The 23,600-nt window shown below is 37.2% G+C and carries 24 protein-coding genes, 1 pseudogene and 2 riboswitches; of the genes and pseudogenes, 9 read left to right on the top strand and 16 right to left on the bottom strand.

Annotated features, from left to right (window positions below; translation table 11 throughout):
* Positions 1-16: 16 nt before the first annotated feature.
* The 4 genes from B494_RS0111465 to B494_RS0111450 are packed head-to-tail and all read right to left on the bottom strand — an operon-like array spanning position 17 to position 3,409.
* Positions 17-1,171: an ABC transporter permease gene (locus B494_RS0111465; RefSeq protein WP_017472547.1), complete on the bottom strand. Its 1,155-nt coding sequence runs from the start codon at positions 1,169-1,171 to the stop codon at positions 17-19.
* Positions 1,149-2,042, bottom strand: a complete 894-nt coding sequence (locus tag B494_RS0111460) for an ABC transporter ATP-binding protein (protein WP_017472546.1) — start codon at positions 2,040-2,042, stop codon at positions 1,149-1,151. Before B494_RS0111460 ends, B494_RS0111465 begins: the two co-directional genes overlap by 23 nt.
* Positions 2,026-2,865: a hypothetical protein gene (locus B494_RS0111455; protein WP_017472545.1), complete on the bottom strand. Its 840-nt coding sequence runs from the start codon at positions 2,863-2,865 to the stop codon at positions 2,026-2,028. The genes B494_RS0111460 and B494_RS0111455 overlap by 17 nt, the downstream gene beginning before the upstream one ends.
* Entirely contained in the window at positions 2,831-3,409 is a 579-nt protein-coding gene (locus B494_RS0111450; protein WP_017472544.1) for an RNA polymerase sigma factor, read from the bottom strand. The genes B494_RS0111455 and B494_RS0111450 overlap by 35 nt, the downstream gene beginning before the upstream one ends.
* Positions 3,410-3,526: 117 nt before the next feature.
* Between B494_RS0111450 and B494_RS21730 the strand changes: the two are divergent.
* Positions 3,527-3,627: pseudogene (locus B494_RS21730) on the top strand (23S rRNA (adenine(2058)-N(6))-methyltransferase Erm(K)); the annotation flags it as partial.
* A 218-nt stretch (positions 3,628-3,845) separates the two neighbouring features.
* On the opposite strand, the gene B494_RS0111445 reads toward B494_RS21730, so the two are convergent.
* The 12 genes from B494_RS0111445 to B494_RS0111390 all read right to left on the bottom strand — a co-directional run bounded on the left by B494_RS0111445 (position 3,846) and on the right by B494_RS0111390 (position 15,602).
* Positions 3,846-4,076 carry a thioredoxin family protein gene (locus B494_RS0111445; protein WP_017472543.1) on the bottom strand — a complete coding sequence of 77 codons (231 nt, stop codon included), beginning with the start codon at positions 4,074-4,076 and terminating at the stop codon, positions 3,846-3,848.
* An 18-nt stretch (positions 4,077-4,094) separates the two neighbouring features.
* The gene (locus tag B494_RS0111440) at positions 4,095-5,096 is read right to left on the bottom strand and encodes a permease (protein ID WP_017472542.1); all 1,002 of its coding nucleotides are present in this window, start codon (positions 5,094-5,096) and stop codon (positions 4,095-4,097) included.
* A gap of 14 nt (positions 5,097-5,110) precedes the next feature.
* Positions 5,111-5,449, bottom strand: a complete 339-nt coding sequence (locus tag B494_RS0111435) for an ArsR/SmtB family transcription factor (RefSeq protein ID WP_017472541.1) — start codon at positions 5,447-5,449, stop codon at positions 5,111-5,113.
* A 285-nt stretch (positions 5,450-5,734) separates the two neighbouring features.
* Positions 5,735-6,931: a site-2 protease family protein gene (locus B494_RS0111430; protein WP_017472540.1), complete on the bottom strand. Its 1,197-nt coding sequence runs from the start codon at positions 6,929-6,931 to the stop codon at positions 5,735-5,737.
* A 218-nt stretch (positions 6,932-7,149) separates the two neighbouring features.
* On the bottom strand, positions 7,150-7,452 hold the full coding sequence (locus tag B494_RS0111425) for an iron-sulfur cluster biosynthesis family protein (protein ID WP_017472539.1): 303 nt from the start codon (positions 7,450-7,452) through the stop codon (positions 7,150-7,152).
* A gap of 196 nt (positions 7,453-7,648) precedes the next feature.
* The gene (gcvPB, locus tag B494_RS0111420; protein ID WP_017472538.1) at positions 7,649-9,106 is read right to left on the bottom strand and encodes an aminomethyl-transferring glycine dehydrogenase subunit GcvPB; all 1,458 of its coding nucleotides are present in this window, start codon (positions 9,104-9,106) and stop codon (positions 7,649-7,651) included.
* The gene (gcvPA, locus tag B494_RS0111415) at positions 9,107-10,450 is read right to left on the bottom strand and encodes an aminomethyl-transferring glycine dehydrogenase subunit GcvPA (RefSeq protein ID WP_017472537.1); all 1,344 of its coding nucleotides are present in this window, start codon (positions 10,448-10,450) and stop codon (positions 9,107-9,109) included. It lies immediately after the preceding gene.
* A 1-nt stretch (position 10,451) separates the two neighbouring features.
* Positions 10,452-10,838, bottom strand: coding sequence for a glycine cleavage system protein GcvH (gene gcvH / locus B494_RS0111410; protein WP_017472536.1), 387 nt, complete (start codon positions 10,836-10,838; stop codon positions 10,452-10,454).
* Between the two features lie 52 nt (positions 10,839-10,890).
* Positions 10,891-11,997, bottom strand: a complete 1,107-nt coding sequence (gene gcvT, locus B494_RS0111405) for a glycine cleavage system aminomethyltransferase GcvT (RefSeq protein WP_017472535.1) — start codon at positions 11,995-11,997, stop codon at positions 10,891-10,893.
* Between the two features lie 170 nt (positions 11,998-12,167).
* Positions 12,168-12,243: riboswitch (glycine riboswitch) on the bottom strand.
* Between the two features lie 3 nt (positions 12,244-12,246).
* A riboswitch (glycine riboswitch) is annotated at positions 12,247-12,348 on the bottom strand.
* A 256-nt stretch (positions 12,349-12,604) separates the two neighbouring features.
* Positions 12,605-12,853: a hypothetical protein gene (locus B494_RS0111400; RefSeq protein WP_017472534.1), complete on the bottom strand. Its 249-nt coding sequence runs from the start codon at positions 12,851-12,853 to the stop codon at positions 12,605-12,607.
* Between the two features lie 193 nt (positions 12,854-13,046).
* On the bottom strand, positions 13,047-14,063 hold the full coding sequence (locus tag B494_RS0111395; protein WP_206536220.1) for an alpha/beta hydrolase family protein: 1,017 nt from the start codon (positions 14,061-14,063) through the stop codon (positions 13,047-13,049).
* 372 nt (positions 14,064-14,435) lie between these two features.
* Positions 14,436-15,602 (bottom strand): glycosyltransferase family 4 protein, encoded by a 1,167-nt coding sequence (locus B494_RS0111390; protein ID WP_017472532.1) that lies wholly within the window; start codon positions 15,600-15,602, stop codon positions 14,436-14,438.
* 450 nt (positions 15,603-16,052) lie between these two features.
* On the opposite strand from B494_RS0111390, the gene B494_RS0111385 reads away from it, so the two are divergent.
* The 8 genes from B494_RS0111385 to B494_RS0111350 all read left to right on the top strand — a co-directional run bounded on the left by B494_RS0111385 (position 16,053) and on the right by B494_RS0111350 (position 23,584).
* On the top strand, positions 16,053-16,730 hold the full coding sequence (locus B494_RS0111385) for a hypothetical protein (protein ID WP_017472531.1): 678 nt from the start codon (positions 16,053-16,055) through the stop codon (positions 16,728-16,730).
* A complete protein-coding gene (locus tag B494_RS0111380; RefSeq protein ID WP_017472530.1) occupies positions 16,723-17,127 on the top strand; it encodes an NUDIX hydrolase in 405 nt (134 codons plus the stop codon). The genes B494_RS0111385 and B494_RS0111380 overlap by 8 nt, the downstream gene beginning before the upstream one ends.
* Positions 17,127-17,795 (top strand): HAD family hydrolase, encoded by a 669-nt coding sequence (locus tag B494_RS0111375; protein ID WP_017472529.1) that lies wholly within the window; start codon positions 17,127-17,129, stop codon positions 17,793-17,795. The genes B494_RS0111380 and B494_RS0111375 overlap by 1 nt, the downstream gene beginning before the upstream one ends.
* A gap of 109 nt (positions 17,796-17,904) precedes the next feature.
* A complete protein-coding gene (locus B494_RS0111370) occupies positions 17,905-18,558 on the top strand; it encodes an SDR family oxidoreductase (RefSeq protein WP_017472528.1) in 654 nt (217 codons plus the stop codon).
* A gap of 773 nt (positions 18,559-19,331) precedes the next feature.
* Positions 19,332-20,294, top strand: a complete 963-nt coding sequence (locus B494_RS0111365; RefSeq protein WP_017472527.1) for a LacI family DNA-binding transcriptional regulator — start codon at positions 19,332-19,334, stop codon at positions 20,292-20,294.
* A gap of 119 nt (positions 20,295-20,413) precedes the next feature.
* Positions 20,414-21,409: a D-2-hydroxyacid dehydrogenase gene (locus B494_RS0111360; protein ID WP_017472526.1), complete on the top strand. Its 996-nt coding sequence runs from the start codon at positions 20,414-20,416 to the stop codon at positions 21,407-21,409.
* A gap of 141 nt (positions 21,410-21,550) precedes the next feature.
* Positions 21,551-22,222 (top strand): response regulator transcription factor, encoded by a 672-nt coding sequence (locus tag B494_RS0111355; protein WP_017472525.1) that lies wholly within the window; start codon positions 21,551-21,553, stop codon positions 22,220-22,222.
* A complete protein-coding gene (locus B494_RS0111350; protein ID WP_017472524.1) occupies positions 22,223-23,584 on the top strand; it encodes a sensor histidine kinase in 1,362 nt (453 codons plus the stop codon).
* Positions 23,585-23,600: the final 16 nt, after the last annotated feature.

The following is a 23,600-nucleotide window of genomic DNA, read 5'->3' as shown; positions in this document are numbered from 1 at the left end:
ATTTTCTCCTCCTGTCTTAATTTACAATTTGTTGGTTTCTATATTGACGATAAATAAGGAAGACATTCACACTGGCGATCAAGAGGAAGACGGCAATAAAAAGATAGGGATACAGAATGGGTTGACCAAATAACCTCAACACGATGAATTGATCAATCAAACCTTTCACTCTTATTAGCTCTGCATAACTAAACTGTGTTATATACTGAATCAACTCTTGATCAAAACCTAATTGCCGGAATAAAACAGGCGTTCCAATAATTGCTCCGCTAATAAAGAACGTTAGCATCGCATGCCGTGTGACGATTGATAAAAATAACACCAGTAATCCAATCACTAATGCCCCTAACAATTGAATGCCAAGTGCAAGGGCATAGTACTGTCCAATCGTTAGTGAAAAAGGTGATTGAATAAATAAATATAAATTTTGTAACGGCACAGTTCCATCTGCAAATCTACCAAACTTGATGACTTCTATAACAACATTAACGAGATGCAGACTGAAAAATAACGCGCCAATATAGGTGAATGAAGCGAGTATTTTCGCAGATGCAATTTTATTTTTCCCATACTTGGTAGAAGCGATTAATGAAGCAATTTTTTGACTATGTTCATCCGCAAAAACGGGAGCTAACCCTAAGATGATAAGTACGGTTAAGAAAATAAAACCAAATGTGTTGATAAAGTCTACTGTACTGCGCCACGTCGTCGTTTGGTAGAAGCCAATCGGCTCATTTAATTGCTGGAGAAGCTCAAATTCCATTTGTGCATCTTCGGCTTGATCAGCGGTTGTCGTGGGATCGAAAGTCTTGTTATGTAAGGCTTCTTTCCGTCCTTCAAACCATTCTATATTTTCACCAGCTTGAACAACAGAAGTATAAATAGAGTGGGCCGCCTGATCCTCAATGCGTTGAGGGAAAACACCTTCAAACCCATCAGCTTCTGCCATTTCTCGATCAATTTGCTCTTCAATTTTCAGTAATCTTTCGTTAGCCATGTCAATCTCTGTTGAGGTTAATGGTCCACGCCATTCATCATATAGCGATTGATACGCGTTTGTTTGGTGAATTGAGTGAGAACCTCCCGTTATAAACATGAAAAAAATAAAAAGAAGGAAAGTGAAATACAAACTTTTTCTTGTGAAAATTTTATAGCATTCCTGCTTGTACACCGTCTATGACCTCCTCATTAAAGAAATAGAGATACACATCTTCTAAGGTAGGTGTGACGTTAACGGCATCAGCTAAAGGCTGTTGATCGCTAACAATGCGAACCTCAATCCCTGTTTCAACGCGTTGGATATTTCCAACTTTATAATGCTTTTGTAGTTGGGGTAATGCGTGTTGCTCTACTGTGCATTTCCATACTTTATCTTTAACACTGTCTAGTAGTTGCTCACTTGTACTGCGTTGAATGAGTGTTCCCTGTCGCATGAGAAGGACTTCTTTTGCGATATATTCAATATCCGACACGATATGAGTAGACAACAACACGATTCGATCACCAGCAATTTCTGAGAGTAGATTCCGAAATCGAACGCGTTCTTGCGGGTCTAATCCTGCTGTTGGCTCATCAACAATTAGTATTTTAGGATCGTTAAGGAGAGCCAGGGCAATACCGAGTCTTCGTTTCATTCCTCCAGAATACGTTTTTAGTTTTCGCTTGCGATCTTGTTGTAAGTTAACAAGCTTAAGGACTTCGTCTACCCGAGTGGTGGCTTCCTGTTTATCTAATCCTTTTAAACGCGCAAAATAAGATAAAAAACGAACAGCAGTGAAATTTCTATAAAGACCGAACTCTTGCGGGAGATAGCCTAAGCTATCACGATAATGATCACCCATGATCGAGATATCTTTACCATCTAACAAAATTCTTCCTGAAGTGGGCTTTAGAATATCCGCTAACATTCGCATCAATGTTGTTTTGCCAGCACCATTTGGACCCAGTAGAGCATAAACGCCTTCTGAAAGTTCTGCAGAGAACCCTGTTACTGCTTGTTTATCTTTAAATGTTTTTGAAATATTTTCAATAATTAATTTCAACACGTTGTCCTCCTTCATAGGTTTGATACTTGTTTATCAATTGTTTAACTTGGATGCTAATTAACAAGCTTCCAAACCCTAGACAAATAAAATGAATAACAAGATTGATATTGAGCAATGCTTCTATCCAATGGTTATTGCTAATGATTAGCCCAATGAATACCAGCCATAAAGATAAGAAGGTTGTCACAAATACTTGGCCTTTAAAGTGAATGCTTAACCATAGAGCGATGGCGACAAAAAAAGTGAATGGCGTTAACCAGGTGAGCAACATTTCCAATATTGGCTTACCAGTAGTTGGCGATATAATTAATGTCAGCACTGTGTTTAAGGTAACATTTGTGATCCCGATTAAAAATAGCCGAGATAACATGATTTGATCTGTAGTAAACTTGCAGGTAAGTTCGATTTCAAGCAGTCCATGTTCCCGCCCTTTAAACACCTCTAGTAATCCAATGATAAATGGAAGTGGTGCTAAGAAAATCAGCGTCAATAAAGGATTTGTATCCGCTAGATTAGTGATTAAATAGCCTATGATAAAGAGGAGCGTGCAAGTGATCCAGTATGTTTTACTTACTACAGTTACTTCTGTAGCTGATCGTTTACATAACGTGATCAATCGTTCTATGCGATTTACTGACTTTGTTGTTTGAGTGGGTACGTATTGGCGCAAGGTGTCTATCGTAGCATCTATGTCATCTTCGTCAGGGAATTTGACAAGGTAATCTGTTAATTCTTGTTGAAGTACTTGATTTTCTTTGTAATCGAAGCGTTCTTCAAGCTCATCGTTATCGGTTTCGTTGATTGAATTGAACCGGCTCATCATGATCTACTCCTTTTAGTAAAGATTTTAATTTATCCTTTCCTTGCTTAAGCCTTGACTTAACGGTGGCTTCTTTTACTTCTGTCAGTTTAGCAATCTGTTTTATTTTAAGGTCTTGATAAAACTTTAATATAATGGCTTCTCGTTGATAAGGTGGTAACTGATCAATAGCTGCTTTCACCTTAACGCTTCTTTGCTTTTTGCTTAGAAGGTCTTCTACATTTTTGCGTTCATCGATGATTTGATGATCAATTTCGTTTATTTTGTCCTTATATTTATAATCACGACTTCGATAATAATCACGACAATGGTTCACCGCAATTTTTAGAAGCCAATGTGGAAATTTTCCTTGTCCACTATAATGTTTAATCGATTTCATCATTTTAATAAATATTTCTTGGGTCAAATCGTAAGCCAAATGATAGTCGCCAACTTTCCGGTAAGTATAGGCAAATATCATGCGATAGTGTTTTTTTACGAGTACTTCCATTGCTGCTTGGCTACCGCTTTTAATTTCTTCGATTAATGAATGATCTGATTGCATCTTCTCACCACCTCTACTTATATTAACGAAATTTTGGACAAAAGGATTTAAGAAATGAAGAGATTTTTTAAAAATTCTTCTTGTGTATCTAATTCATAAGTAAATTTTCTTAGCAATTCAATTGGTGCACTATCGGAACGGCAATGGAGGTTCTTTTTCATACAATGAAACAATATGTGTTGAATCATTTGTGGCTAAAGCTTAAGAAAAGCAAATAATAAATCAATCGTAGCAGGGATATGATACTTTCAGAAAACGCTAGAATAGGATATCGTTCCATAAAATGAAACGATCAGCCCCCAATACAGGAGCTGATCAATGTTTTTTAATATAAAAGCAACAAAAGTTTGGTCGTATTCTTATTTAAAAATTCTCTTTTAAATATAGTGTTGATGTGACTTATTTTGAGTAAATGCTACCAAAATCATTTAATGTCTTATTGCAACAATGTTTTTACTTCTTCTAAAGAAGGAACTTTCCCGGAAAGCTTCACTTCACCATTAACGACCAATCCTGGTGTAGACATAACACCAAAACTCGCAATATCTTTAAAATCCGTTACTTTTGAAATTTTGGCTTCTATATTCAACTCATTCAAGGCTTCTGTTACAACCTTTTCAACCCGTTTGCAATTTGAACACCCTGGTCCCAATACTTTTATTTCCATGCTTAACCTCTCCTTTTTTTAAAATAGGGTATGAATCATATTAAATAAGTATCCAATTAGTAATATACCAACAACGATAATCGTGATAAAACTAAACAACAATTTTCTTTTAATGACTTTTGACAACATAATTAATGATGGTAATGATAAGGCAACTACAGACATCATAAATGCGACAATTGTACCTGCTTCAACCCCTTTAGCAAATAATGCATCTGCAATAGGCAATGTTCCAAATATATCCGCATAAATCGGAACGCCAATTATAGTGGCAATCACGACAGCAAATGGATTACTTTCTCCAATAACGGCTTCAATCGATGATTGTGGAATCCAGTTATGAATAATTGCTCCAATACCAACACCAATTAACACATACAACCAAACTTTTGAAACAATTTCTTTAACTTGCTCAATAGAAAAATGGATACGATCTTTAAAACGTAGTTGTGCGTCATCTTGAGTTTGAAGTGGTGCTTTCATAGCAAACGACTCGACTTGGTCAGATAATGGCAATGCTTCAAGTATAAAACCACTAGCAATGGCAAGTAATACACCAAAAATTAAATAAAGTATGGCTAGTTCCATACCAAAATACGAGCTCAACATTAAAAATGAAGCCAAATCAACCATTGGTGATGCAATTAAGAATGAAAATGTAACCCCGAACGGAAGTCCAGCTGATGTAAATCCAATAAAGATTGGAATGCTCGAACAACTACAAAAAGGTGTCAAGACTCCTAAAAAAGCACCGGCAATCGTTCCTTTAAAGCCTGACATCCCACCTAAAATGCGTTTCGTTCGTTCAGGTGGAAAATAGCTTTGAATATAAGATATAAAAAAGATCACGACAGCCAATAAAATAAATAACTTAATCGTGTCATAAATGAAAAAATGAATGCTTGCACCAACCGGACTTGCGGAATCGAGCTGAAACACATTTTCGACTAATTGTGTAACCAGTTGATAGAGCCATTCCATTCTTAATAACTGATCACTTAACCACTGAAACCATTCCACATAAATCCCTCCATTCAACTAAGAAAGTTAGCAGCATTTTCATCTGTTAATTCGTAAATGGTGTAACGACCAATTTTCTTTGCCACAATAACTCGACCGCGCTCTAACAATTTTAGGTGATGTGTTAGCGTTGAATTTGGTATTTTAAAAGCAGAAGCTAGTTCACACAAACAACACGGTGCTTCTAATAAGATAGCGATAATTTTTAAACGAACGGGATCTGCTAATGCTTTGTAAAAATCAGCCTGCTCGAATAATTGTTGTTCATCGTTAATAATTGGGAAGCTATGCTCTGCTTGTCTAAGCATCTTATTAATTTCAGCTTCAGGTTTAACGGTGTATGAATAATTCACTAAAGATTCCTCCATTCATTATTATTAAACTAATTTTATAGTTTTATATTAGCACTAACATTTTTAAAAGTAAATAACTACTGTTGGTTTCCATAAATAAAAAATTTAAAAGGGGAGAAAAGTAAATTTTAACTGGTTTCTAGACAAAAAGATTTTATACGGTAAATGTAAGTTAAAACGTGAAGAGGATAATCAGTGAAAATGAAGGATTAGACCAGGGGAGAAGTAGAAAAACCGGCCCTCCCAAAGCACGTTTGGAAGGGCGTTTTTATTGAAGCTAGCATATTACTCGATTCCTTTCGTTAAAACGGGATTATCGAGGTTTTGATTAAGCTTGATTTCATCTGCATAATACCCAGGGAAGTTTTTAAATATCCCGTGAGCAGGCGAAATACAAATATTGTCTTTGTTATTTAAAAAAGCACGATTGTCTGCAAAACCAAAAGCGTGATCGGTTTGCTGTAAGAGATATTTTCGCATCGGCGTAGAAGGTTTAATCTCATCTTTAAATGTTTGATAAAGCGAGAGGGCTTTTTCTTTATTTGAATCATTTGATGCATACAATAAACGAACGATGTGTATATACACGCCTAATAAAGCTTCGTTGCTTTTTAAGTTAGCGATCCGCTCAGAATCTTCAGTAAGAAACTCGACGTATTCCCAAGCCACTTGCGGTAACTGATCAATCGTCCCCGCTAGATATTCGGTAATGAAGATATCAACGATACTGAGCGTATAGAGATGGCTGTCTTTTTGTGCGAGCTTTTCTTGAAGGTCAGCTATTAAAATGTTCCTTAAAAATTGATTTTCTGAACGAGCACGTTGATAATCCGATGAAAACAGGGCATATTGATACAATTGTATGGCAGTAAAAAAACGATCATGCTTTGCTAGCTTATAAGCTGGAAAATCACCGATAGCAATTTCATTTTTAAATAAACATGTGATTAAAAGAAAAGCAGTAATAAATGTAAGTGATATGACGATCGTCAACCAAAATGAAATGATTAATGGGTTTGATGAAATTAACATAAAAACACCCCCGGCACAACTTAGGAAGAGCCACCATAATAAAGTAAAGATAGGGCCGGTAAGTATCGCTTTAGCAAGTGCTTGTTGGAGCTTACTAAATGTCGAATCCGTTTTCACTGCTTCTATATCTGGTATAACAATCCCCCCGATTATAGTGGCAACATTAGGACGTAACTTGAGCTTCCAGCGTTGATCTTCTTTAACAAAAAAGAAAAATGTAATAAAAATAGCTCGAATGTTCACACCGTTTTTTGAAAAGCTGAATGCGTGACCAAGTTCGTGTACACCCACAGCTATTATGTAAGTAAGCACAAAAATGATCACTTGAACATACCAAGGGAGTATCGTTAATACTGGCGGTATATCTACCGTATTGCCAAGGTAGCCTAGTAAAAAGCCAATTCCAGCAGAAAAGAAAAATAGAATGATGTACTTTAATAACTTATTCATTTGTCAGGATCTCCTTCGATAAATGTTGTAAATAAAGGTATGTATTTCCTAATCATTATTATAGCGATGTTATTTGATTATGTATAGATAGGATTCAAATAAGCTTAAAATACGTACTCTCTGCAATAAGAGCACATTTAATCGAGCGATAAATGATCCACAAAATACAAAAAAGCCAGCGGTATTGCGCTGACTTTCATGCTAAAGCTATACTGACTTCAACCACATGGATTCCTATCAAATGTAAGTTTAGTCATGACGTAAAAACCATCCGCTTCGTTATAATCAATTGTTACGCCAGTATGATTAAGATATTTTTGCGTGACATAGTCCATACGAATAGGTATGCCATGAGGTCGATAGATCGTATCAAGCTTTCGCTGCTGATCAAAGATGAATACATAGCTAATCGCTAATCCACAACCACCAGTTAGTTCGGCATCGATTCTTGGCAACAGACCATCTGTTAAATTTAAGTGATTAAGTTGATCTTGTGCTTGGTTTGTGATCATAATCTTCATGGTGTTGTCCTCCACGGATAATATGTTTAGGTTTTATCATTGATAACCGTTTGTAAAGCGTCCGGCACAAAATAGAGAACAGAGTTCAACCGATTAAGGCGGACTCTTGATTCACTCAACACCCCATCAGTGGGTAGGGAAGATCGCATACTAAAACCGCCACGTCCTGCAGCCCTCCGACCACTGATTGAAGACTTTATTCTTGTTTTGTATAACGTAAAATCGGCTTTCTTGAGGCTTTGGTTTCGTCCAATCGGCCGATTACTGTCGTATGTGGTGCTTCCAATACCATCATTGGATTCTCTTCTATTTCTTTAGCAATCTGTATCATCGTGTCGGCAAATGCATCTAACGTTTCTTTTGTTTCGGTTTCTGTCGGTTCAATCATTAAAGCTTCCTCAACATTTAATGGGAAATAAATGGTTGGTGGATGATATCCGAAATCGAGTAAACGTTTAGCGATATCAAGTGTTCGAACGCCAAGTTTTTTCTGGTTTATGCCAGATAAAACAAACTCGTGTTTACATATTTGTGGATAAGGCGCTTCAAAATAAGGTTCAAGTCGTTTCTTTAAGTAATTGGCATGAAGCACCGCTGATTCCGATACTTGTCGGAGCCCATCTGGTCCCATTGTGCGAATGTAAGTATAGGCACGGACTAGAATGCCAAAATTTCCATAATAACCTTTTACGCGACCAACTGACAAAGGTTCATCTGTATGAAAACGATACTGATCGCCTTCTTTTGTAATTCTTGGTACAGGCAAATAAGGCGTCAATTCTTTAACGACGCCGACTGGGCCAGCGCCAGGTCCACCACCTCCATGAGGTGTGGTAAAGGTTTTATGCAAATTTAGATGGACGATATCAAAGCCCATTTTACCAGGAGTTGTTTTGCCTAAGATCGCATTTGCATTAGCCCCATCATAATAAAGCAAGCCACCAGCCTCGTGAACAATATCAGCAATTTCAACAATATCTTTTTCAAATAAACCAAGTGTACTTGGATTGGTTAACATTAATGCTGCTGTATCGTGATCGACATGAGCTTTTAAGGCTTCAACATCAACTAATCCATCAGCGTTTGACGGGATCGTGACCGTCTCGAATCCGGCTACTGCTGCACTAGCTGGATTAGTGCCATGGGCGGAGTCGGGGACAAGCACTTTTGAACGGTTTTCTCCGTTTTGTTGATGATATTTTTTAGCGATCATTAACCCTGTCCATTCACCCTGTGCACCAGCCGATGGTTGTAAGGTGACCGCGTCCATTCCGGAGATCACAGCTAAATCTTCTTGCAATTGGTATAGTAGATGCATGGCACCCTGGACTGTCTCTGTTGATTGATACGGATGAATTCGGTTAAACCCTTCTAAACGTGCAACATCTTCATTTAGCTTTGGGTTATATTTCATCGTACATGAACCGAGTGGATAAAATCCACTATCAACGCCATAATTTTTGTTAGAAAGTGCAGTGTAGTGACGAATGAGTTGAAGTTCTGATACCTCTGGAAGTTCAGCTTCTGTTTCTCTTAATAAATGGTTTGGAAATTTATCATTTAAATTGATCGTATCGACGTCACTGTCTGGAAGGTCAACAGCTGATCGATCAGATTGACTGATTTCAAAAATGAGGGAATGATATGGCTTCATCTATAATGCCTCCAATACAGTTATAAATTGATCGATTTCAGCTTTGGTTCGTTGTTCAGTAACAGCTATAAGCATATGGTTTGCCAAATCGTAATCAATACTTAAATCAAATCCCCCAACGAATCCAGCCTCAATTAATTTGCGATTGGCTGTACGAGCGGATACTGGTAAGCTAACGATGAATTCATTAAAAAATGGTGCGCGATTGATCACGTTAAATCCTTTCTTAGCCAGTTGTTTTGCCATATAATCTGCCTTTTCTACATTTAATTGGGCCATTTTGCGGATGCCTTGTTTGCCGAGAGCAGACATGCAGACTGCTGATGCCAATGCGTTTAATGCTTGATTGGAACAAATATTAGATGATGCTTTTTCTCGGCGAATATGTTGTTCGCGGGCCTGTAGGGCTAAGGTAAAGCCACGCTTGCCATTGGCATCTAGTGCTTCCCCAACGATGCGACCAGGGATTTTGCGCATTAACTTTTTGTTTACGGCAAAATAACCACAGTGTGGGCCACCGAATGACATCGGTATGCCTAATGGTTGCATATCACCAACGACGATGTCAGCCCCTAAGTGTCCTGGTGATTGCAGTAAGGCTAAAGCTAACGGATTTGCACTAACAATCAATAGAGCCCCATGTGATTCGGCTATTTGTTTGATTTGATTTAAATCTTCAACAGAACCGAAAAAGTTAGGATATTGGATGATTATTGCTGCAGTGTCTTGATCTATCTTTTGTTGGAGTTCTTTTAAATTTGTGATTTCATCTAATAAGTTAATCTCTTCAACTTTATAAGATAAACCGCTAGCATTGGTGCTCGAGATGGCACGTGATTCCGGATGAACAGCCTGAGAAATCAGCACTTTGGACCGTTTAGTTGATGAAACAGCTAGGGCGGCAGCTTCTGCAACTGAAGTAAAGCCATCATACATCGATGAGTTGGCGACATCCATTCCTGTTAATTCACATACCATCGTTTGAAATTCAAAGATCGCTTGCAGTTCACCTTGACTAATTTCTGGTTGATAAGGTGTGTAAGCCGTATAAAATTCTGAACGTGAAATGACATGATTGACGACACTAGGAATGAAGTGATCATAGGTACCTGCGCCAAGAAAATAACTGTGCTGATTTGCATTTGTGTTTTTTGAAGCCAGCTGTTGCATCTTTTTCATTAAAAGCGGTTCAGCAATCGCTTTTTCGATTGGGAGCTCACCATTTAAACGAATGGAAGTGGGTAAGTCATCAAATAAGTTGTCGATTGAGTCGATGTTTAACGCATCTAGCATCGCTTGTTGATCTTGTGCTGTATCAGGCAAATAGCGAAATGTTGATCCCATGTTATTCCTCCTCGCTAAGGAAAGCTTGATAATCTGCTTCAGTTAAGAGTGCTTCTAATTCTTGAGGGTTAGTGTAGGCGATTTCGACGAGCCAACCTTCTTGATAAGGATCATCGTTAATCCGTTCAGGCTCATCTTCTAACTGCTCGTTAATAGCGACAACTTCTCCGGATAGTGGTGCATAGAACTCTGAAGCAGCTTTGACAGATTCGATGACACCAAGTGAATCATGGGCGGTGACTTGTTGGTTTAGTTCTGCATTTTCGACAAAAACGATATCACCTAATTCTTGTTGTGCATGATCGGTTATGCCAATGCGTGCGCGTTCCTCATCTAATGGTAGAACCCACTCATGTTTTTTAGTGAATCTTAATTGTGTATTTGTCATATCTATCTTCCTCTCCTATTTAAATTCAATCGTATTGATGATACGCAGTCGCTTATTTTCTTTTATAAAACGGTGTTTCAACGATGACAGCATCCACTAGTCTAGAACGTATTTGTACTTGAACCTCAGTTCCCAGTTTTCCATATTCAGCCTGAACTAAAGCAAGACCAAGCTGCTTTTGTATAGACGGTGAGTGGGTGCCGGAGGTGATAAAACCAATTTCTTGATTACTAGAAGAAAACACTTTGTATCCATGTCTAGGAATCCCTTTATCAATAATTTCTAAGCCAACAAGCTTTCTAGTCGGTTGATTTTGCTTTTCTTTCATTAATGCTGCTCTTCCAATAAAATCGCTGCTCTTGTCTATTTTGACTGTAAAGCCAATTCCGGCTTCAAACGGAGAGATTGATGGTGATAATTCTTGACCATATAAAGCCAGTTTTGCTTCAAAGCGAAGGGTATCACGAGCGCCAAGGCCGCATGGTTGGAGTCGGTCATCTGCTTGTAACAATGCTTGCCAAAGTGCTTGTGCTTGATCGTGAGAGACATACAATTCAAAGCCATCTTCACCGGTATAGCCGGTTCTTGAAACTAAAACATCAGTGACATCTGCAAGTTGCACATTTTGAACAAATCGAAAAGGTTTAATATCAGCTAAACGGACATCTGTAAGTTTTTGCAATATGTTAACAGCTTCTGGACCTTGAACCGCAAGTTGCGCAATATGTTCAGAGAGATTGGTAATGGTCACACCATCCATGTGATGTGCCTTAATCCAATCGAGATCTTTATCAATATTAGCGGCGTTGACAACAAGTAAAAATGTCTGTTCTGCTAGTTTGTAGACTAATAAATCATCGACTGTGCCCCCGTTTTGATAACACATTGCTGTATACCGTGCTTGATTTATTTCGAGACTTGTTATGTCATTTGTCATTAACAAATTGACCAACTTTTCAGCAGCTTCTCCTTCAATGCGTATCTCGCCCATATGTGAAACATCAAAGAGTCCCGCTTTTTGCCTAACAGCATGATGTTCATCGATAATACTGGAAAAATGAACAGGCAATGCCCATCCCCCATAATCAATGATTTTTTTAGCTCCATTGTGTTGATAAAGGTCAAAGAGCGGTGTTTGTTTTAATTGTTTGTCACTCATGTGCGACAACACCTCCAATACTATTTTTATCACAGATCCCCCCCAAAATGCCCAATGGTTGAAGGTTCGTTTTATGCCACTTTTTCTCTGTTTTTCAATGTTCTATTTTTGTGTGGGTGAGATAGAGTGTACAAAAAAAGGACAGGGAAGGGCTAATTATTTCTACCCTTCTCTGTCCTTTTACCTGAGAGTTTTCGCTTTGTTAAAAGCATCCCCTTTGGTGGCATCTACATGCGCTCTCCAGAGTGTCGTCCTATTATGGTTCGTTTACCTGAGAGATTGTCTCATAAGGTGTCTTTTATGAGCTTGCTCCTTCGGTGGTATAACCATACGCTCTCCCATAATAATCATCCGTGCTATTTATTATTGTTTTCTATATTACTATACTTTTAGCATTTAGGCGATAGATTTGTAAACTTTTTTTACAATAATATTTGTAAATGCCGAACTTTGTTGTTGTAATAATGCAAATACGCACTTAAAAAATATTTTTTTATTAATTTTTTCGTTATTTTCAGATGGAATGTTCGTTTTTGTATTTAGATATTTTGATTTCATTTTATGGAATTTTTCTGGTCTGTGAAAAAAAGCGCCTAAAAATAGGCGCTTAACAACAAACTTCTTCTTGATTCATTTCAACTAATTCCATTTGATATTTACCAGCTTCAATATTAGGGATTAGTGCTTCAATATAAGCCTGAACATCATGTGTCTGTTCGCTTAAATCAGCAAGATTGAAATAAATAAAACCCTGTTCTCTGTGTAAAACGGTTAATTGAGTTGTTTCTTCTGTTTTAGACGTTGCAACGAGTCGACATACCTTTCCTTTTGGTGCCATCTCGAATGAAATCGTCATCTCCCCCTTACGTGATTATCGAGTTAAATTTAATATGAAACATAATTAAATAAGTGCCTTTAAAATATTATAAATTTTAACACAATATTAATGAGATATAAAGGGTGTTTCCCTTTGTTTTATCGAAAATATTTGATAGTTATTTTGTATCACATTCATCTATAAAAAAGATGGTTCGCTTTATGCTCATGGTTTAATTGCTAGTTTGGTTTATCCAATTAACGATATCATCTATTACAATATCCTCGACATGGCCGCCCTGATGGTATTCTTCTATCGTTCCTTTACCCTCTCCTTGGTAATTGATGAAAAAATGATTGAGATCAGGATATAAAATAAAATGCGCATGATCATAATCAGTTAAAAGGGCTTGATAAGCTTCAAAATCCTTTTCAACACTGACTTGGAAATCCTTTTCACCTTGTAGAATCAGAAGGGGCATCGATTGTTCTCGTAATACCTCTTCAGTGTCGAAACTTTCCATTTCTTTTAAATAATAGCCCGGTAAGCCAAAGATTGTCTCATGCATACTCTCTTCGAGTGTTAGGTCAGCAAGTTGCTGTGCTTTTTCGTATTCTTTAATGATCTGTTGGTGATTTGTTTCGTAAAGCGCGCTATCCGGATCTAAGTCTTCTAGTACATCTAGATTCTGATCGTAAATAATTTCCCATAAAGGCCTTGGTGATCCAGCCATGATAATTAATCCTGCTAGGTTTTCACTAATGTCATAAATGCGTGGGGCTAGCATTCCTCCTTGACTGTGTCCAATAAGAAAGATTTTTTCATTATCGATACGCGAATCATTTAATAAGTGTTCGATTGCTCGAACAGCATCTTCAATGGTCTCTTCATAGACGGTAAAGGTGAGTAAGTCTTCTTCTGTGAACGAATCTTGATAGGTATAAGTCCGTTTATCATAGCGCAAAACGGCGATTCCTTGTGTTGTAAGAGCCTGGGCTAAATCTTTAAATATGGTGTAGCTGTAAACAGATTGATCACGATCGCTTGGTCCTGAACCATGCACTAACACAACAGCTGGAATAGGTTCTTGATGAGCTGAAGGTAGGGTTAAGGTACCCTCCAAGGGATAGTCCGAGTCTTCACCAATAATAACTTCTTCTTCCTGAATAGATTGATCAGAACAGGAGGACAAAGGTAATAAAAACATTAAACTAATAAATAGTAAACCGTGCATTTTGATAAGGTACACTTCCTTTCTTTTCTTTGTAGAACTAGTTATATGTATACTATATCAAAAAAATAAAATGAGAATTTTAAATGTGTTTTAAATGATAATAAAGATTTTAGGATGGATTGAATATATTAAACAATTAAGATTATAATTGATGGCTTCTTTCAATTGTTATAATTGAAGCACTTTAGAAATCTGAAGATGAGAAGCGATGAGATGTCCACTGAGACACGTAAGATAGAATTAAAACCAAATCCTGCTAAGACAGCTTATACTTGCAGATGTTTTATTAGTCGTAAGAGAGTTGTTTTAATTGCTCAGCGTCAGCCTAACTTATAATAAGATAAGAAGATTGTTAAACGGTGCAAATTATCTAGACATGTTATAAATCTAAACGCTGATTTTCTTTACAATAGGCGGGAATTCTTGATTTTCTTTTGTAATAGCTTTAAAGCTTGCGATTAGTTGTTGGAAAATATGTTCCCATGATTGGAACATAGCAAACTGTCGAGCAGCCTGAGCAAAATGATCGCGTAGAGAAGGGGAATCTAATAAAAGTGTTGTTCGTTCAACAAACATATCTACCTGTTTTGGCTCACATAAAAATCCAGTTACCTTGTCTGTTACTAAATGTTTGACGCCACCTGTACTTGCAGTAATAACAGGTAATCCTGAAGCAAGCGCTTCTAGCACAACATTTCCAAAAGTTTCAGTGGGAGATGGGAACAGAAATAGATCACTAGATGCATAAATTTGTGCTAACGCTTCTCCTTTAATAAATCCTGTCCATGTCACTTTATCACGATGTACTTTAGATAATGCAGAAAATAAAGGGCCGTCTCCAACCATTACTAAGTGGCTATCTTTCTTCACTTTATGGGGGAGGTGATCAAAGGTTTCTAGCACAACATCAATATCTTTTTCAGCTGCTATACGGCCGACGTATAGGATAATGTTATTTTCATAGATTTGATAGCGTTGCTTCCATAAGTCTTTACAACGTTTAAGTGGTGAAAAAAGGGTGTGATCCACGCCTCTACTCCATATTTCATAGCTTTGAATTGGATTTTGCATCATCAATTTCTCTTTCGTACTTTGAGAAGGGACATAAATTTTTTCAAAAGGGCGATGGAACCAATCCAAGTATTTCTGGGCGTAATTTTTAAGGAAATGGAGTTGGTAGTAATCTAGATAGTTATCAAAATGCGTGTGATAAGAAGCTACCATAGGTATTTGGTGTTTTTTCCCGTAATGCAGACCAGATAGTCCGAGAGTGAATGGTGTTGCAATATGAATTAAATTGGGTTTGAAATCATCTAAAACGTGTTTGATAGGCGCTGGATTGGGCAGGGCGATGCGACAATTGCGGTACAATAAAAAGGGAATACTTGTTAAACGGAGGATTTCTGGAACGATTGGAACAGGGACAGAGGGGGCCGGGGCAAAGAGGCGATAGTCAATATTTTGGTTGTCTAGATAGTCAACATAGCGTTCCAAAGTAAGAGCAACACCGTTAACTTCAGGTGTATAGGTATCAGTGAAAATAGCGATGCGCATATGAACACTCCTCTATAGATGTATGATTTAATTACTTTTACCATATCAAATCAATTTGGAGTACGTGTAAAGTCATTGTTAAGAAATTGAAAAAATGCATTTATCGCAGATAAGTGTCCGTAAAATACCCACTCAAAATAGGGAGTAGATGTCTCGTGTTAACGGCCACTAAAGTCCTTATTCACTTAACTAACAATCAGTGGAAGGAGGGTGAAGACATTCACTGATTGAAGGTGTATTTTATGATTATTTAATACTTGGCATTCATTGATATTATTCGACTTTTAATGACGTATTAATATATTTTTTAACTCTTTTTAATATTTAATTGTCGAAATATGAACGTTAAATTATTAATTAACAAATTCATTCGCTTTTGAATTGACTAGCACAAAGAGTATATGTTAATTTAAGGATATGTTTAAAATTGGAAAGAGGGTCGTGTTATCGATGAATGAAAAGGTCGCTGTTTTGTTTACTGGAGGGAAAGATTCATCGTTAGTAGCATGTTTAGAAGCAACAAAAGGAAGGGAGGTTCATTTAATAACGTGTAATAGCGGGATTGGTATTAAAAGTGAATTATCACAATTTAGAGTGAATGAAATTGTAGATCGTTTTCCTAGTGTATCTATATCAAGAGTTACTTTAATGACAAGTGGCTTGTTTAGGAGAATAGCCATTAAAGATATTGAATCAGATATAAAGCGATGGGGAGTAAATATGGTTTTATTAGGTGACAAGATGGCTATTCATGCAGCTGCTACCGTATATTGCTTGCAAAATCAGATCTATCGTTTAGTAGATGGTGTTGTTAAATATCAAGATGATCTTGTCGAACAAAAAACTGTAGCCATGCAATTTTTAAAAAACTATGAGTATAAATACGGCATTGCATATGATTCTCCAATTTATCACTTTGGCACAAGGAAGCAAGTAAAGTATGCGTTATTAGACTTTGGTATATCAAATAAATCTCTAGAAGGTGTATCTATTTTTGGTGATTCATTTTCTGAACCGACCGATGAGATGATTTATGAATATATGAGTGAAAAAATACATCTATGCGATGAGTACATAACACTATTAACTGAGGGTTTAAAGGAAGAGGAGGTTATCTGTGATGATTAAAGCTTCAGCTCTTATTATAAAAGATCAATCCATTTTAGCGGTCAAGAAGAAGCTACACCCCTCTCACTTTATATTACCTGGTGGAAAACTAAAAAAGAATGAAACGCCAGAGCGAGCATTAATACGAGAGCTAGCAGAGGAATTAAACTTGAGGGTTAGTATGGAAAATCTTACTTTTTTACAAACATTTACTACACCTTCACAATTTGAAGATGTAAAATTAACTACACATTTATACTTGGTTGAGCATGTAGCACGATTGGAAGTTGCTAATGAAATTTTATCATTTGAATGGGTGGCTATTAAGGGTGGAAACAGGAATGATCTAGCGAGTGGCATTAAAGACTTTGCTTTACCTATAGCACGTCAACTAATAAAAAAGGAGCTGAGTTATTGATGACGGAAGTAAAAAATATTATTTTTGATTTAGATAATACGCTATTTGATTTTAATGCGTGTTGGGAAAAAGCGCACCGTCAGATTTTTTTTGAACGTGGATTTGATCAATTTACCACATATGATGGTTTTATGACGATTTACCGCAAGATAGACGCATTGTTATGGGAGAAGCTATTAGCAAAACAAATCACTTTGGCAGACCTAAGAAGGCAACGGATTTCTTTAACTCTACAGACCTTTAATTTGGATTTCACTTTACTAGAAGGTGATGCTTTCTATCAAGACTTTTTTCAGTTATTACTAGCGGAACTTCAACCTAATCAACAGGTAATTGATGGTTTAAAGAAATTGAAAGTGGATTATGATCTAGTCATTTTAACGAACGGTTTAATCGAAGAACAGCAGGCAAAGGTAGAGTTATTAGGTTTAACAGATATTTGCCCGATTTATATATCAGAAGCAATTGGCTATGAGAAACCTGACTTACAGGCGTTTGAACATGTTATGTCAGCTAATCAATTTCAACCGGAACAGACGCTAATGGTAGGTGATTCGTTAACTAATGATATTGAACCGGCCGAAATGTTAAAAATGAAGACCTATCACGTAACTGATGATATTATATCTTGTCTGGAAAAGATTCAACAAGGCACATTCATTACATGAAAACGCTGGGAATGTCCGTTAAACGGATAGATGGATTATGTTTAGTCTATTGTTTTAATGGATATATAATACAAGAGAACGTTTGTTATGTTTAGAAAGGATGATTTTAATGGGTAAAGTACTTGTCATTGGAGCAAATGGTCAAATCGGAAAACACCTTGTTTCCTTAATTCAAAGTAGTGATGATTTTACAGCGAAAGCAATGATTCGGAAGGCTGAACAGGCGGATGACTTTGAAAAATTAGGTGCTGAGACGGTAGTGGTCGATTTAGAAGGTGGTATTGATGCGATGGCTCAAGCGGCTGATGATGTAGATGCAATTGTATTTACAGCTGGATCAGGACCGCATACAGGGAAAGATAAAACGATTATGGTTGATTTGGATGGTGCTGTCAAAACGATAGAAGCAGCTAAAAAGGCTGGTGTAAAGCGTTATATTATGATTAGTTCATTTGATACGACAAGAGAAGCAATCCAATCTTCGCCGGCATCATTCGCTCCTTATGTTGTAGCAAAACATTATGCGGATGAGTGGTTAAGAGCAAGTGATTTAGATTACACGATTATTCATCCAGGTGGCTTAACGAACGATTCCGGCAAAGGAGAAGTTCAATTAGCAGAAACCGTTGATCGAGGAGAAGTGCCACGTCAAGATATAGCTGAAGTTATCTTAGCAAGTTTAATCAATGATACGACGATAAATAAAGAATTCCAAGTTATTTCTGGTTCACAGCCCATTGATCAGGCGATTAAGTCGATATAATAAGAAGAGCCATTTGCTTTTTCATAAAGCAAATGGCTCTTCTTTTAATGTTACACTTTAATTAGCAACATTTTCATCTCCACTCGTTCTGCTTGATATTTACCAGACTTTATTTTCGGTAAATTACTTATGACTTAGCTGATTATCTCTTTCGTGCGATCGCACGAAAGAAGGGGATTTCCCACGAAAACAAGCAGCGATCGCACGAAAGAAGAGAAGTTCGCACGAAAACAAGCAGCGATCGCACGAAAGAAGAGAAGTTCGCACGAAAACAAGCTGTGATCGCACGAAAGAAGAGAAGTTCGCATGTAAACAAGCAGCGATCGCACGAAAGAAGAGAAATTCGCACGCAAACAAGCTGCGATCGCACGAAAGAAGAGAATTTCGCACGTAAACAAGCTGTGATCGCACGAAAGAAGAGAAATTCGCATGTAAACAAGCAGCGATCTTATGAAAGGATATGCTGGCGTCCAACTTCTTATTAAAAAAGGGTTGCTAGATAAATCATAACGCCGTTAGTACGTAACGCTCACTTATCTAGCAACACAGCTCTCATTATAGCGTATGAAACGCGTTTCAGTTCAAATTTTATTATTATTTTTCACAGCTAACCAACTCAAAATAGAGAACAGAGGTAAATCGATTTAGGCATGATTTATGTCAACTAGCAATCAGTGAGCAAACAACGAAAGCATCTCTGATTGAAGGTTCGTTTTATTAATGGAAATTCGTTATAATGGTTAATGAACCCATGATTAAAGTAGGTGTATAATATGACGAACATTAGAGATATTGCCAAAATTGCTGGTGTGTCCGTCTCGACTGTGTCGCGTGTTTTAAATCATCATCCTTATGTGAGTGAAGAAAAAAGACGGGCTGTTGAAACAGCTGTGATCCAAACAAATTATCATCAGAATATGAATGCTATTCATTTAAGTACGGGTAAGACAAATATTATCGGTGTAGTGGTGCCGTTTACCAATCATCCTTATTTCGGGAAATTAGTTGAAGGTATGATGGAACAGGCGGAACAGGACAATCATAAAATTATTTTGTTTCAAACAAATTACCGGTTAGAACGTGAACGAGAGGCGTTAGATATGTTGAAGTATAAGCAATTGGATGGTTTAATCCTTTGCTCTAGAGAGATTGATTGGCCATTCTTGCTGGAGTATCGAGAATACGGGCCAATTGTTTTAGCAGAAAAAACGAGCCAACAAACATTTTCTGCGAGTTATATTGATCATTATCAAGCGTTTAGTCAGGCGCTATCGTTCTTGTATGACAAAGGTTATCGCAAGATTGGTTATTGTGTAGGTCGCCAAAACGGTGCAAATAGTAAACAGCGGTGGCAGGCATATCAAGATTTTTTGAAAGAAAATGGACTAGAATACAATCGGGATTATACCTATTACGGTTGCTATCAATTTGAAGATGGTGCACACATTGCCTTGAAGTGGTTAGAACAAAAAAACAGGCCGGAAGCACTATTAGTCGCAAATGATCAAATTGCTGCTGGGATGGTAACGGTTTGTCGAAAACATCATGTTGATATCCCTCATCAATTAGCTTTGATTGGCTTTGATAATCAACCGATTGCTAATTTTATGGAGATAACTACGATTGACCTCCCATTGTTGCAAATGGGACAACAATTATTTCAACAAGCATTACAACCTGATCATATTAGTGAGCATCAATTTGTCACTTCGTTAATTGAACGTCAGACTGTGTAGATGATTAACCTAATTAGGGTAAACCTTGTTAACTTCCTTAACAAACATGTTGTTATTCTTGCAATAAAACTTATCATAATAGTATAGAGGATAACAGAATAGGTTAGGGGGAAAGGCTTATGCAAAGTGTTTTAACAGAAACAACGAAACAATGGCCCTCCGTTTATTTTCGTGTTAACATTCCAGAACATTATCGTCAGTATTTTGAGAAAAGATGTAAACAAATTATTGTAGAACCTTGGAATATTGGAGAAGCAGAGCCGATTTCAGAGGCGGATTTAACGAATTGTGAAGTTATATTTACACTAGGTTTTATCGATGATTTATCAATATTGACTCAAGCACCTAACGTAAAATGGGTGCAATCGCTAAGTGTCGGCGTTGATGCTTTGATCAATACGTACACTCAAGATAATGATCTTATAATTACCAATACAAAAGGGTGCACATCTGTACCGATTGCAGAGCACACGATGGCAATGATTCTTGCGTTTTCTAAGCGACTTCCAGAGCTTCGTATTAATCAGCAACGTCAATTGTGGCAGAAAGAACCCGTTGGAGATTTACTAAATGCACATGTGTGTATTGTAGGTTATGGTCAAATTGGCTATGAGATTGCTAAACGATGTAAAGCGTTTGGGATGAAGGTCAGTGGCTGTCGTCGCCGTCCAACTGATCAATCTGATTCATTTACTGACTTAATTGTTGGAATGGACCGTGTAGATGAGGTAATCCAAGAAGCGGATTATATTGTATTGGCCTTGCCAGCAACACCAGAAACCGATGACTTTTTAAATAGTGAGCGTATCAGCCAGTTGAAAGAGGGCGCGGTTATTATTAATGTAGGTAGAGGGAATGCTATTGTTGAATCAGACCTGGTTGATGCTTTAAATGATGGTCAAATTAGCGGTGCAGCACTCGATGTCTTCCAAGTCGAACCATTACCAGCTACCCACCCGTTTTGGCATATGGATCAAGTCATCATATCACCGCATCAGGCTTATTTATCTCAACAAAATATTGACCGAATTATGGCGTTGTTTAAAGAAAATATCATTCGCTATCAGTCCGGTCAACCCCTTTTGAATCAAGTAGATAAGCTAAAAGGTTATTAAAATAAATTTTTCCTTAAGTAACTCGCCCGGAACTTCTGGGCGAGTTTTTCTGTTAAATGAAATGTGATGATAGGCTAACAATAGCAGTTTATTTAAAGTCATGATAATCTAAATAGAGAAGATACGATTGGAGTGTGAATGGTGGCAGTTGTATTAGTAGTAGATGATGATCCGCATATCCGTAAATTAATTTCATTATATTTAACAGATAAACAACATCACGTACTAGAAGCTGTAAATGGAGAGGTGGCTTTAACAATAATGGAGCGAGAGCCAATTGATCTTGCCATTATTGATGTGATGATGCCTGAGGTCGATGGTATTACTTTAACGAAAGAAATTAAAGACTTTTACCAAATTCCAATTCTAATGGTAACGGCAAAAGGTGAATCACAAGATAAGGTGAGAGGTTTCCAAGCAGGGACTGACGATTATCTTGTCAAGCCATTTGATCCAGTCGAACTGGTACTGCGTGTAAATGCGTTATTAAAAAGATACAATTTAAGTTTAGAAAAACGGAATCGCATTGGTGATGTAGAAGTCGATTTAGATCGTTTGACTGTATCTGATCAGAGCCAGTCGGTAGCATTAAAACGGAAAGAATGTGAATTGCTTTTTGAACTTTCACATGAGCCGGGGCGTATTTTCACAAGGGCTCAGCTTGTTGAGAAAATTTGGGGGTTTGATTATGAAGGGGATGAGCGGACTGTCGATGTTCATATTAAACGGTTACGCGAAAAATTGGAGCCTTTTAAGCAATTGAAAATAACTACAGTTAGAGGGTTGGGCTATCGATTAGAGGATGTGACTTAAATGAGCAGAAGTCTTTATTGGAAATTTGTTTTTACTTTTATAACAGGGGTAATAGGTAGCTTGCTTGCTTCATATTTAATTACTGCTCTTTTCTTTCAAGATGAATATATCTATCAACAAGAAATGGAACAAACCTCGGATTATATTGCTGAACTATTAACATTAGTCGATACCCAGGATTTGCCGAGGCTGTTACAATTGTTAGAGGATGCTGGCGTTGAAACCGTTATTCTTGATTACACGGGGCAGCCTTATTTACCTGAGATGAATACCGACTTTATTAATGAAGAGATGATTGACCAGGTCAAGTCTATTGATGATTCTGAGATTACGACATTTATTCCAGATCGCCGGCAAATGAAACGATTTATCGGGACCACGATTCATTATCAAGATCAGCCGTATTTATTGTTTGTTAACGTTGACTTTACTGATGATATGGCAGGCTCAAGGCGACGTACACTACATGCATTATTACTTGTGCTTTTAATTGGTAGTAGTTTTATTATCTGGGTGTCACGTTATTTTGTGGCAAGTATTCGTTCAGTGACAACGGCTGCAGAACAATTAGCGACGGGAGATTTTACTGTTCGTTTATCGACTGAAAGACAAGATGAGGTTGGGCGTTTAATGAGAAGCTTTAATGATTTGGCTCAGGCATTAGCGAATATGGATGAAGTACGTGAAACATTTGTTAGTAACGTTTCTCATGAAATTCAATCACCGTTAACATCAATTAAAGGTTATACTCGTGCATTGCAAGATGGACTAATCGACCAAGAAAATCAAACAGAATATTTGCGAATTATTTACCAAGAGGCCGATCGTTTATCAAGATTATCGGATAATTTGCTAAGAATGGCGTCATTGGACTCTGAAAAGCATCCTTATCAACCAGAGCGTTATCGATTAGCTGAACAGATTAGACGTGTTGTATTATCAACAGAGCTATTATGGCAAGAAAAAAATATAACCATCCATCTTGATTTAATGGATCATGATGTTATGGCTGATCAAGATTTGATGGAGCAAGTTTGGTTGAATTTACTTGTTAATGCGATAAAATATAATCATCAGGGTGGAGACATTCATATCTCTAATTATCTAGAAGAGCACAACCATGTGATTCGGGTTAATGACACAGGTGTCGGTATTCCTGAAGATTCACTTCCTTATTTGTTTGATCGCTTTTATAAAGTTGATCAGGCACGTTCTAACAATAGTTCAGGTAATGGTTTAGGTTTATCAATTGTCAAAAAGATTATTTTATTACATGGAGGTTCCATTGATGTAGTCAGTGAAATTGGTGTTGGAACGACGTTCTTTATCCGTTTGCCTTCCGAGTTAAAAAATTCACGTTAGTTCATACTTAGTTCAT

Source organism: Amphibacillus jilinensis Y1 (genome assembly GCF_000306965.1).
GTDB classification, from domain to species: domain Bacteria; phylum Bacillota; class Bacilli; order Bacillales; family Amphibacillaceae; genus Amphibacillus_C; species Amphibacillus_C jilinensis.
This window is presented reverse-complemented; position numbering and strand designations above follow the sequence as displayed.